Origin of the sequence: Pseudoalteromonas sp. GutCa3, assembly GCF_002836155.1 — a bacterium.
Taxonomy (GTDB): domain Bacteria; phylum Pseudomonadota; class Gammaproteobacteria; order Enterobacterales; family Alteromonadaceae; genus Pseudoalteromonas; species Pseudoalteromonas arctica.
In genome coordinates, this window is the sequence record NZ_PJBK01000011.1 from 1 (window position 1) to 12469 (window position 12469).

9 protein-coding genes are annotated in these 12469 nt (G+C 39.0%); 6 read left to right on the forward strand and 3 right to left on the reverse strand.

Features of this window, described 5'->3' with window-relative positions:
- The 3 genes from CXF64_RS00050 to nadC all read right to left on the reverse strand — a co-directional run.
- On the reverse strand, positions 1-1410 hold a 1410-nt coding region (locus tag CXF64_RS00050; protein ID WP_157823654.1), incomplete at its 3' end, for an O-antigen ligase family protein.
- A gap of 47 nt (positions 1411-1457) precedes the next feature.
- Complete coding sequence (locus tag CXF64_RS00055) at positions 1458-1877, reverse strand: pilin (RefSeq protein WP_101215988.1); 420 nt, start codon at positions 1875-1877, stop codon at positions 1458-1460.
- A 483-nt stretch (positions 1878-2360) separates the two neighbouring features.
- Positions 2361-3212 (reverse strand): carboxylating nicotinate-nucleotide diphosphorylase, encoded by an 852-nt coding sequence (gene nadC / locus CXF64_RS00060; RefSeq protein WP_101215989.1) that lies wholly within the window; start codon positions 3210-3212, stop codon positions 2361-2363.
- Positions 3213-3449: 237 nt separating this feature from the next.
- On the opposite strand from nadC, the gene ampD reads away from it, so the two are divergent.
- The 6 genes from ampD to lpdA all read left to right on the forward strand — a co-directional run bounded on the left by ampD (position 3450) and on the right by lpdA (position 12258).
- The gene (gene ampD / locus CXF64_RS00065) at positions 3450-4004 is read left to right on the forward strand and encodes a 1,6-anhydro-N-acetylmuramyl-L-alanine amidase AmpD (RefSeq protein ID WP_101215990.1); all 555 of its coding nucleotides are present in this window, start codon (positions 3450-3452) and stop codon (positions 4002-4004) included.
- A gap of 13 nt (positions 4005-4017) precedes the next feature.
- Positions 4018-4869 carry a beta-lactamase regulator AmpE gene (ampE, locus tag CXF64_RS00070; protein ID WP_101215991.1) on the forward strand — a complete coding sequence of 284 codons (852 nt, stop codon included), beginning with the start codon at positions 4018-4020 and terminating at the stop codon, positions 4867-4869.
- Positions 4870-5221: 352 nt separating this feature from the next.
- Entirely contained in the window at positions 5222-5971 is a 750-nt protein-coding gene (pdhR, locus tag CXF64_RS00075; RefSeq protein ID WP_007586129.1) for a pyruvate dehydrogenase complex transcriptional repressor PdhR, read from the forward strand.
- Between the two features lie 90 nt (positions 5972-6061).
- Entirely contained in the window at positions 6062-8728 is a 2667-nt protein-coding gene (gene aceE, locus CXF64_RS00080; protein ID WP_010553346.1) for a pyruvate dehydrogenase (acetyl-transferring), homodimeric type, read from the forward strand.
- Between the two features lie 10 nt (positions 8729-8738).
- On the forward strand, positions 8739-10658 hold the full coding sequence (aceF, locus tag CXF64_RS00085; RefSeq protein WP_101215992.1) for a pyruvate dehydrogenase complex dihydrolipoyllysine-residue acetyltransferase: 1920 nt from the start codon (positions 8739-8741) through the stop codon (positions 10656-10658).
- Positions 10659-10833: 175 nt separating this feature from the next.
- Complete coding sequence (gene lpdA / locus CXF64_RS00090) at positions 10834-12258, forward strand: dihydrolipoyl dehydrogenase (RefSeq protein WP_007586124.1); 1425 nt, start codon at positions 10834-10836, stop codon at positions 12256-12258.
- Positions 12259-12469 lie beyond the last annotated feature (211 nt).

Below are 12469 nucleotides of genomic sequence, written 5' to 3' on the forward strand. Positions count from 1 at the left end.
CTTATATTCTATAAGTGGGTTTAAAGCCTCTGAGAGTAAAATATGATTATTGGGTTCATTATAAATATACCTACGAAGTTTAATGGTTGACTGTAATGCAGTAATTGAAAAAACAAGAAGTAAAGTTGTAAATATTAAACTAGTTATTTTAATTAAGCTAATATTGGGCTTAATTTCTAAGTTTTTAATGTTACATAATCGAATGATAGAGTAGATTATAGTAATAAAAACGATGAAATGTAATGTTGATTGGTAAAAAGGGTGTTCTGTTTGTGTATGCAAAAAAATAGGTAGTAGTATCAATAATAAGCAAGCTTTATAATTATTGATACCATTATAGATAAGGTAGAAAAAATAGCTAAATAGTACTAAAAAGCTCACAGCTATTAAAACCCCACCTTCCACTATCCAAAGTAGCAGTTCATTATGAGGGTGTGGGATTCTCTTTCCATAATTAATGTTTTCTCGAACAGCTGATTTTTTTGCTGAGTATTTCAAAATTTCATTATGGAAACTGCCGTACCCATGGCCAGTAAGCGGTTTCTGTAAAAAAAGTCCTAAGCTATCACTATATATATATAATCTAATTTGTGGTGTGCTAATCACATCTTTTTTTACTACGTATTCATTTCCTGAACTATTTGGAAGGTTTTTTGCTAAAAAATGAGCTAATAGAATAAGAGTTGTGAACAAAACAATAGATTTGTAGCTTTTCTCTTTTAAATAAGTAAACAAATAATAAAAAGCAATGATTGCGCCTGCCAACAAACCGGTTCTTGATTGAGTAAGAAAAAGAACCCAAATATTTACAAAAGCAATAGCCGTCAATAGTACCGTGAAATTACTTTTCTTAACTACCTTTAATAAATATAGTGCTATTGCCAACCCTGTTGACGTATAGCTTGCTAATACGTTTACTTGCTGAAATATACCAGTAGGCCTGCCATACTCAATTTTTATTGCAAAATAGCTATGCTTGGTCATTAGATAATTTTGATACAGAGAAAAGCAAGATGATATGAACGTTGAAATACAGATAACAAAAAGTAAAAGGGTTATTTGCTCTTTTGAAGGATTATATTGGCATAAAGAAAAATAATAAACCAAACCTAGGATTATAGTAAAAAAGCGCGGTAGGGCTTTGAAGGATTGAGCATTATCGCTCCAAAGAAAAGGGATTGTAATTGCAAGTAAAAAAAAACATGAAGCTATAAAGAATTTATCAATTGTGAATTTATTTTTTAGGCAGGCAATGTGTATTAAGGTAAATGTTACAATACCAAGGCTAAACAACGTAAAAGCATTAAACGGCAGAGAGTAGCCTGAACCACCAATGTTTGGTATGTAAAATAGAATACTAATAATAAAAAGAGGGGAAAAAATAAATGTTGTTCTATAGATGTTATTCAAACTTGATACCAAATAATAAGAGCGCAAGTGCGCTCTTATTCATTATACTAGTTACAGCTAGTTGGTTTATGTTCATCATCAGCATCTGTTGAACAAGTCCATGCACCAGCTGTTGAGCGAGTTAAAGTAACTATTTTACCGCTAACAGCTGGACCACCAGCTACGGTACCTTTGATTGTGCCTGCGCCATCAGCAGGTGTTGAAGCAATTACCGTTGCAGAACAAGCTTTATTGTTTATTCCCATTTGGGCTGCAGTCATAGTTGCAGAAGCAGTCCCTTCATTCATCTTTATTTCGAAAGCAGTTTTACCTGGTGATATTTCAGCTAAACAAGCCGTAACTTGTGATTTAGATGTGTAATTTTGATACGCAGGCAATGCAATTGCAGCAAGAATACCGATGATTGCTACTACAATCATTAATTCAATTAGGGTGAAACCCTGTTGTTTTTGAGTCATTGTTTTCATGTTTCCTCTCCTAAAGGATAGATTTTTGTAACTTAAATCACTTAAGCGACAAAATGCCTCACTTAATTTAACTGATTTACTTTACAGTTTTACTTAAAATTAATTTTATTACACTTTAGCTTTAGAGTATGAAACACAAAAGCCGTATGTGAATTCATTATGTTTAGTACTAACTATAAAAGTTTACTAAGTGCACTACATGTTGTAGCAACAAATAGTATAGGCATAAAGTAAGTAGTTTAGTTGCTTTAGTTTTTAATTATGTCTTTAAAAACTAAAGGTACTAGTTATTTATGACTACCTTTTAAAATAAAATAGTACAACAGAATTAGTCTACCATTTTATTTTAGTATTTAGCACGTATCTTCTTATAAAAAAGCGATTTTATTTAACAAAACGTTACAAAGTAAGCCTTTCGGGTTATTTAATGCTTTTTTACTTAACTTGTCAATCGATTAGCGGTATTAATTGGCAGTTGTTGCTTTAAAATTGTTCAAAACGCATCGATAAATCGATTGATTGTAAGTTTTTTGTTAACGCTCCGCTTGATATAAAATCGACACCGGCTTGTGAATAAGTTTTGAGCGTTTCGAGGGTCATATTGCCTGAAACCTCTAATTTTGCGCGCTTGTTGGTCAAAATTACGGCTTGTTTAATTTGCTCTACGCTAAAGTTGTCGAGCATTATTATGTCGGCGCCAGCTTCAATTGCTTGCTTAAGTTCAGGGAGTGATTCTACTTCGACCTCGACAGGTTTGTTTGGGTGGTTTTGTTTAGCTTGAGCTACTGCTTTGTTTATTGTGCCACAAGCCGCTATGTGATTTTCTTTAATTAAAAAAGCATCAAATAATCCAATTCGATGGTTTGCACCCCCGCCACATTTTACTGCGTATTTTTGAAGAGCGCGCAGACCAGGTATGGTTTTGCGTGTATCGAGTAGTTGCGTAGTTGTACCACTTAACTCTTTTACGTAATGCGCTGTAGTAGTTGCTGTACCCGATAAGGTTTGCACAAAGTTAAGGGCAGTTCGTTCGGCAGTTAATATTGAACGAGCCGAGCCAATAGCGGTAAATAATGTGCTGTTTGCTTTAACTGCGTCGCCGTCGTTTATTAGTACATTAACCTTAACGCTTGGGTCTACTTGTTTGAATACTTCAAGGATGATGTCTTTTCCACAAAAAATGCAGTCTTCGCGGGTAATTACTTTGGCGTTGGCTTGCTCGCTCTGAGGGATAAGCTGCGCGGTAATATCGCCTTCTTGCGCGGTTTGATAATTTAGATCTTCGTCGAGTGCAAGAGTGACAAGTTGGCTAACTAAAGAGTGCGGGATAGACATAATAAAAGCTCATAAGCGTTAATAAATTAAGCAAATTTTACTATGTTTATAAAAGAAAGAGAAGCGATTGCCTTTTCGCCAATATAAAGATAAGCGCTTGAAGTAAATTCGCACCTACGTGTGGGTTTGAATTATCTGTAGGTGAGGTTTTATACCTCGCTTGTTACTATCATTTTTATAATAAATCCATTAGCATCAGTGCTATGTATATCTTGATATTTATATAATAAACGTATCATGAAAATAGATTTAAGCGGTGTTTTAAGTACGGTAGCGCAGCGGCCTTGTTCGCATTTTGATGAGCGCCCTGATGAGGCTGATATTTCTTTATTGGTGATTCACAATATATCATTGCCAGCAGGGCAGTTTGGTACATCTTTCGTTGATGAGTTATTTATGGGTAGCATTGATTGCAATGCTCATCCGAGTTTTAGTGACTTAAATAATTTACGTGTATCGGCCCATTGCTTTATAAAGCGCACCGGTGAGGTTATACAATACGTGCCTTTTGAAAAGCGCGCTTGGCATGCAGGGCAATCTGAGTTTGAGGGGGTACCTGCTTGTAATAACTTTAGCATTGGCATTGAGCTTGAAGGTACCGACACCGCTCCATATTCTTTAGCACAGTACAAAACATTAACTATTATTAGTAAATCTATAATGCAACGCTATCCAAAAATTACCCCTTCGCGTATTGTTGGGCATTGCGATATTGCCCCTGGGCGTAAAACAGATCCTGGCAGTAGCTTTAATTGGCCATTGTTTTTTAATATGCTTGAACAACTAAGTTAAGAGAGTTATTCCCATGATTTTAGTTTCTATAATAATTGCATTAATACTAGAGCGCTTAGGCGCTCGGTCTAATTACTGGCAGATAAGTTATTACGCAAATGGTTATTTAAATCGCTCTAATAAATTACTTGGTGATAAGGGCTTATTTAGCTCAGCACCGGGCTTTTTAATTTGGCTTTTGCTTCCGGTGATTGCGATGGCGCTAATTTATTGTTTGTCAGATTTTGTATTGTGGCAGTTGGGCATTAATATCGCGGTGCTTTTGGTTTGCTTTGGTTGTGCTAAGCAGCGTGCTTTATATAAGTCGTACTTAAATGCGTTAACGCGAGATGACGGTACTGCTGCATCTTTATATGCGTTGCAAATAGGTCAAAAGCGTACAGAAGGCATCGATGGTGGTGAGACCTTTGGGCAAACATTGGCGTGGGTAAACTTTAGATTTTACTGTGCGGTTATTTTTTGGTTCGTTGTTTTAGGCGCGCCAGGCGCGGTTTTATATGCACTGGTACGTACTTTAGCTGATTTAGTACGAGAAGATCATAAAGTAATATTTGCTAAGCGTTTTAAACTTATACATAAACTACTGTTCTGGCTCGACTGGTTACCTGCACGCATTACAAGCTTTGGTTATTTAGTAATAGGTAACTTTAATAAAGGCACAAGCTGTTGGCTACGTTACGTACTTAACTTTAAATCTCCAAACCGAGAAGTAGTAACATGTACTGCACTGGCTGCAGAGCAAGTTGAAAAGCGTTATTACGGCTGTACCTACGAGGCCACTTGTATGATTAAGCTTGTTAAGCGCAATGTATTATTTTACTTAGTACTTATAGCACTACTTACATTATTTGGTGGACTGTCTTAAGTTAATACCTTTTTAATAAAGTACCTTATGCAATGTAAGGTGCTTTAATCTCTTCCTGCAATTTTTAAACACAATAAAATAGAGCTAATATTCTAATTCCTTCTGGTCAGACCAATTGTTTCCATCCTATTAACGTTATAACAATTTTTGTAAATTGCGCATTGTTTAATCTTCGTTCAAAATGCGTTACGCTACTTTAATTGCTCAAGCTACCTGTAAATTGACAGCTAATAAGGTTTTTGATACCGTATTGAAAATTTTTGGTATGACCAATTTACCTTTTGGGTAAATCATACTACTCAAAGCCCCGCTTTATGGGCTCTTGGTATTTATACAACGCGGACGTTGATTCATGTCTTTAAAGATCAAAGCAGCAAAGTTATCTGATGTTATTTTACAGCAACTCGAGAACATGATTCTTGAAGGCTCGTTAGCACCAGGTGAAAAGTTGCCACCAGAGCGTGAACTAGCAAAGCAATTTGAAGTGTCTCGCCCGTCACTGCGTGAGGCAATTCAAAAATTAGAAGCGAAAGGTTTAGTTACGCGTCGCCAGGGTGGCGGCACGTTTGTAAAAAATCAGCTCGAAGAAGGGCTTACTGATCCACTTTTTGATTTGATTAGTAAACACCCTGAGTCGCAGTTTGATTTACTTGAATTTCGTCATGCATTAGAAGGGATTGCTGCTTACTACGCGGCACTGCGCGGGACCAGCAACGATTTTAGCAAAGTGAAAGAAAGCTTTGATAAAATTGCCCTTGTTAATGATGATTTACAGCAAAAAGCAAAAGCAATTAATGCATTTCACTTTAGCGTGGCAGAAGCCTCGCATAATGTGGTGTTACTGCATTTAGTAAGAGGCATGAAAGCGCTGCTTGAGCAAAATGTATTGCAAAATTTAACTGTTTTATTAAAAAAGTCAGATATTAGCAGTCAATTAGCCCAACACAGGCGTTTATTAATGGATGCCGTTATTGACGGTAATCCAGAACAAGCCCGTTTAGCAAGTAATGCGCACTTAGCATTTATAGAAGAAGCACTACTTGAAGCAGGCAAAGAACATTCGCGAATTGAACGTAGTTTAAGACGCACTAAACAAAATTAAGTTAGTACATAACTACTTTGAACACACAAATTAAGTAGCTGTGATATTAAATTAACAATATTCGTATTTTAAACATAAGGAAACCTCCATATGTCTGAAGTCAATAAAATTGACGTAGACGCGCTAGAAACACAAGAGTGGTTACAAGCTCTTGAATCAGTTGTGCGCGAAGAAGGTGTTGAACGAGCTCAGTTTTTACTTGAGCAAGTATTAGAGCAAGCCCGTTTAGACGGCGTTGATATGCCAACGGGTATTACCACGAACTACGTTAATACTATTCCTGTAGATCAAGAACCTGCTTACCCGGGTGATGTAAATCTTGAGCGTCGTATTCGTTCAATTATACGTTGGAACGCGATTATGATCGTTCTACGTGCATCTAAAAAAGATCTCGACTTAGGCGGCCATATGGCGTCTTACCAATCATCTGCTGCATTTTATGAAGTGTGTTTTAACCACTTTTTTAAAGCGCCAAATGATGTAGACGGTGGTGACTTAGTTTATTACCAAGGTCATATTTCTCCAGGTATTTATGCACGTGCATTTGTTGAAGGTCGTTTATCGGCTGCACAACTAGATAACTTCCGCCAAGAAGTTGATGGCGAAGGCTTACCATCGTACCCTCACCCTAAGTTAATGCCTGAATTTTGGCAGTTCCCTACGGTATCAATGGGCTTAGGTCCTATTTCGTCTATTTACCAAGCACGCTTCTTAAAATACTTAGATGGTCGTGGCTTAAAAGATACTAAAAACCAACGTGTATACGCGTTTTTAGGTGACGGTGAAATGGATGAGCCAGAATCACGCGGTGCAATCTCTTTTGCTGCACGTGAAAAACTAGATAACCTTTGTTACTTAGTTAACTGTAACTTACAGCGTTTAGATGGCCCAGTTATGGGTAACGGTAAAATTATTCAAGAGCTAGAAGGCTTGTTTAAAGGCGCTGGCTGGAACGTAATTAAACTAGTGTGGGGCAGCGGTTGGGATATTCTTCTAGCTAAAGACACAACGGGTAAATTACTACAGTTAATGAACGAAACTGTTGATGGCGATTACCAAACATATAAAGCTAAAGATGGCGCGTACGTACGCGAAAACTTCTTTGGTCGTTACCCAGAAACAGCTGCACTTGTTGCTGACATGACAGATGACGAAATTTTCGCGCTTAAGCGTGGTGGTCATGAGTCATCAAAATTATTTGCTGCATTTAAAAAAGCAGAAGACACTAAAGGCCGTCCAACTGTAATTCTTGCTAAAACTGTAAAAGGTTACGGCATGGGTGAAGCAGCTGAAGGTAAAAACATTGCGCACCAAGTGAAAAAAATGGACATGTCGCATGTTGCGCATTTACGTTCACGCCTTGGTCTTGATGATTTAGTATCTGAAGAGCAACTTGCAGAACTACCTTATTTAGAGCTTGAAGAAGGTTCACCTGAGTATAAATATCTACATGCGCGTCGTGATGAACTTAAAGGTTATACACCTAAGCGTATTCCACGTTTTAGTGAAAAACTTACGTTGCCAGAAGTAGACGCGTTTAAGCCGCTACTTGAAGAACAAAAACGTGATATTTCAACCACTATGGGTTTTGTTCGTGCACTTAATATCTTATTAAAAGATAAAGGCATTGGTAAAAACATCGTACCAATTATTGCCGATGAAGCGCGTACATTTGGTATGGAAGGTTTATTCCGTCAAATCGGTATTTACAATCCGCATGGCCAAAACTATACGCCACAGGATCGTGATATTGTTTCTTACTATAAAGAAACTGTATCTGGGCAAGTGCTTCAAGAAGGTATTAATGAGTTAGGTGCAATGTCGTCATGGGTTGCTGCTGCAACTTCATACAGCACTAACGATTTACCAATGATCCCATTCTACATTTACTACTCTATGTTTGGTTTCCAACGCGTTGGTGACATGGCATGGATGGCGGGCGATCAACAAGCACGTGGTTTCTTATTAGGTGCTACTGCGGGTCGTACAACGTTAAATGGTGAAGGCTTGCAACACGAAGATGGTCACAGTCATATTCTTGCTAATACGGTTCCTAACTGTATTTCTTATGACCCAACTTACGCGTTTGAAGTAGCTGTTATTGTACAAGACGGTATTCGTCGTATGTACGGTGATGACCAAGAAAATATTTACTACTACCTAACGCTTATGAACGAAAACTACCATCAGCCAGCTATGCCAGAAGGCGCTGAAGAAGGTATCCGTAAAGGTATTTACAAGCTTGAAAGTTACGAAGGTAAAAAAGCCAACGTACAGCTATTAAGCTCAGGTACTATTATGACTGAAGTGCGTAAAGCCGCTACGATTCTAAGCGAAGAGTATGGCATTGCGTCTGACGTGTTCTCTGTAACGTCTTTCAACGAATTAACGCGTGAAGGTCAAGATGTTGAACGTTTCAACATGCTTAATCCTGAAGGCGAGCAAAAAACAGCATTCATCACAAGCGTATTAAACGACTCTGTGACTGTTGCAGCAACGGATTACATGAAAAACTACGCAGAACAAGCGCGTTCATTCATTCCAAGCAGCAACTACAAAGTGTTAGGTACAGATGGTTACGGTCGTTCTGATAGCCGTGAAAACCTACGTCGTCACTTTGAAGTTAACGCGGGCTACGTTGTTGTTGCTACGTTATCTGAACTTGCTAAACGCGGTGAAGTTGAGAAGTCAGTAGTTGTTGAAGCACTTAAAAAGTTCAACATCGACACTAACAAACTTAACCCACTGTACGCATAAGAGGTTTGCAATGAGTATTGAAATTAAAGTACCAGATATTGGTGACGATGAAGTAGAAGTAACCGAAATATTAGTAAGCGTTGGCGACAAAGTAGATGTGGACCAATCATTATTAAATGTTGAAGGCGACAAAGCATCAATGGAAATACCTGCTTCGCAAGCGGGTACAGTTAAAGAAATTAAAGTAAACGTTGGCGACACCGTTACAACAGGCTCTTTAGTATTTTTGTTTGAAGGCGAGAGTGAAAGCACTGGTGAAGAAAAAGCATCAGCCGCTGCTCCAGCTAAATCTGAAGAGGCAGCACCTGCTGCTTCTACAGGTTCTTCAACTAAAGAAGTAACCGTACCAGATATTGGCGATGATGAAGTTGAAGTAACTGAAATCATGGTTGCTGTTGGTGACACCGTTTCAGAAGAGCAATCTATCTTAAACGTTGAAGGCGACAAGGCAGCAATGGAAGTTCCAGCTCCATTTGCCGGTATAGTTAAAGAAATTAAAGTCGCCGCTGGCGATACAGTTAAAACAGGCTCATTAGTGTTTGTCTTTGAAGTAGCAGGAAGCGAATCTGCAGCACCGGCTAAAGAGTCGGCTCCTGTAGAAGCGCCAGCAGCTAGCTCAACAGCAAATGCAGCACCAAGTACTAAAGACGTTAATGTACCTGATATTGGTGGCGATGAAGTTGAAGTAACTGAAATTATGGTTGCAGTTGGCGATACGGTTGAAGAAGATCAATCAATCTTAAACGTTGAAGGCGACAAAGCTGCAATGGAAGTACCAGCTCCATTTGCAGGTACAGTTAAAGAAATTAAAGTAGCCGCTGGCGATAAAGTATCGACTGGCTCATTAATTTTTGTATTTGAAGTTGCAGGCAGCGCGCCAGTAGCAGCACCTGCACCAGCTGAAAAATCAGCACCTGCAGCTGCGGCTAAAACTGAGCCGGCACCGGCTCAAGCAGCACCAGCAAAAGCAAGTAATGAAAGCTTCACAGAAAACAACGCGTATGCTCATGCATCACCTGTTGTTCGCCGTTTAGCGCGTGAGTTTGGTATTAACCTGGCTAATGTTAAAGGCACTGGTCGCAAAGCCCGTATAGTTAAAGAAGACGTGCAAAACTACGTTAAAAACTTAGTTAAGCAAGTTGAGTCTGGTCAATTGTCAGCAGGTAGTAGCGCTGGTGGTAGCGAGCTTGGTCTTATTCCATGGCCTAAAGTTGATTTTGCTAAGTTTGGCGAAATTGAAGAGCAAAAGCTGTCTCGTATTCAAAAGCTATCAGGCAAAAACTTACACCGTAACTGGGTGCAAATCCCACATGTTACACAGTTTGACGAAGCTGATATCACAAGCCTAGAAGTATTCCGTAAAGAGCAAAATGTGCTTAGCGAGAAGAAAAAGCTGGGTGTTAAAATTACGCCGCTTGTGTTTGTAATGAAAGCAGCTGCAAAAGCACTTGCTGAATTTCCAAAATTCAACTCATCGCTTTCTGAGGACGGCGAAAGCTTAATCCTTAAAAAGTACATTAACATTGGTGTTGCAGTTGATACGCCAAACGGTTTAGTTGTACCAGTGTTTAAAGATGTTGATAAAAAAGGCATTATTGAACTATCACGCGAATTAATGGAAGTATCTGTTAAAGCACGTGACGGTAAGCTTACATCGTCTGATATGCAAGGTGGTTGTTTTACTATTTCTAGCCTTGGCGGTATTGGCGGTACGGCATTTACGCCGATTGTTAATGCACCAGAAGTGGCTATTTTAGGTGTGTCTAAATCTGAAATGAAACCTAAATGGAATGGCAAAGAGTTTGAACCAAAACTAATGGTTCCGCTGTCTATGTCATACGACCATAGGGTTATTGACGGAGCCTTAGCTGCACGCTTTACTGTGACTCTTGCAAGTTACATGAGCGATATTCGCCAATTGGTGATGTAATCGCTGGACAATGAATAGAATCAAATCCCAGCCAGTTGTTTTTAGCTGGGATTTTTACCATTTGCAATGATACAATCTTTGCACAAATTTGTGATCTGCTCTCACTTTCTGCCTTGCAGAAACATGGCAGTTAAACTTTAGGGCAGTGTCCCGTTCAAACAATTAAGGTAATAGCATGAGCAACGAATTAAAAACTCAAGTTGTTGTACTAGGCGGTGGTCCTGGTGGTTACTCTGCGGCATTCCGCGCTGCTGACTTGGGCTTAGAAGTTACATTGGTAGAATCTCGTGAAACATTAGGCGGCGTATGTCTTAATGTTGGTTGTATTCCTTCAAAAGCACTTTTACACGTAGCTAAAGTGATTGATGATGCAGCTGAAATGTCATCTCATGGTGTTACTTTTGGCGCACCAAAGATCGATCTTGACCAAGTTCGTACTTGGAAAGATTCTGTAGTTGGCCAGTTAACTGGTGGACTAGAGGGCATGGCTAAAATGCGTAAAGTGAAAGTTGTATCTGGTTACGGCAAATTCACTGGCAGCAATACTTTAGTAGTTGAAGGCGAGAAAGACTCTACAACTATCACGTTTGATAACGCGATTATTGCAGCAGGTTCTAAACCAGTTAACTTACCTTTCATCCCACAAGATGACCGTGTAATTGATTCAACTGGCGCGCTAGAGCTTAAAGATGTACCAGAAAAACTACTTGTACTTGGTGGTGGTATTATCGGTCTTGAAATGGGTACGGTTTACCGTGCACTAGGTTCTGCAATTGATGTTGTAGAATTTGCTGACCAATTAGTTCCAGCAGCTGATAAAGACATTATCAAAATTTACCAAAAATACGTAAGCAAAAAATTCAACGTAATGCTTTCAACTAAAGTTGTTGGTGTTGAAGCTAAAAAAGATGGCTTATACGTAACGTTTGAAGGTAAAAACGCACCAGCAGAACCTGTACGTTACGACAAAGTGCTTGTTGCAGTTGGCCGTACTCCAAACGGTAACTTACTTGATGCTGAAAAAGCGGGCGTAAACGTTGATGAGCGTGGCTTTATTAATGTTGATAAGCAATTACGTACTAACGTAAGCCATATTTTTGCAATTGGTGACTTAGTTGGCCAGCCTATGCTTGCGCATAAAGCGGTTCATGAAGGTCATGTTGCTGCAGAAGTTATTTCTGGTCAGAAGCATTTCTTCGACCCTAAATGTATTCCTTCGATTGCGTATACTGACCCAGAAATCGCTTGGGTAGGTGTTACTGAGAAAGAAGCAAAAGAGCAAGGCCTAAAAATTGAAACTGCGGTATTCCCGTGGGCAGCATCTGGCCGTGCTATTGCATCATCTCGTACTGAAGGTTCTACTAAACTTATTTTTGATAAAGAAAGTGGCCGTATAATCGGTGGTGCTATGATCGGTATTAACGCGGGCGAAATGCTTGGCGAAATCGGTTTAGGTATTGAAATGGGTGCTGATGGTGAAGACTTAGCGCTTACTATTCATGCTCACCCTACATTGAATGAATCAATCGGCCTTGCAGCTGAAATTTTTGAAGGTTCGATCACTGACTTACCAAACAAAAAAGCAGTTAAAAAGAAGTAATTTAACTTTTTAGCATTTGTTTGAAAACCCAAGCCTGGCTTGGGTTTTTTTATGGGTGAAAGAGCAGGTTTTAAATTACAGTGTTTTAATTATGCGTAGGTGCGGCTTTATGCCGCGTTTTTTAAATTCAAAAAATTGCGCGAGGTAAACTCGCGACTACGGGGGCGCTTGTTAAATTAAAAACTTGCGCGAGGTAAACTCCGCATACGGG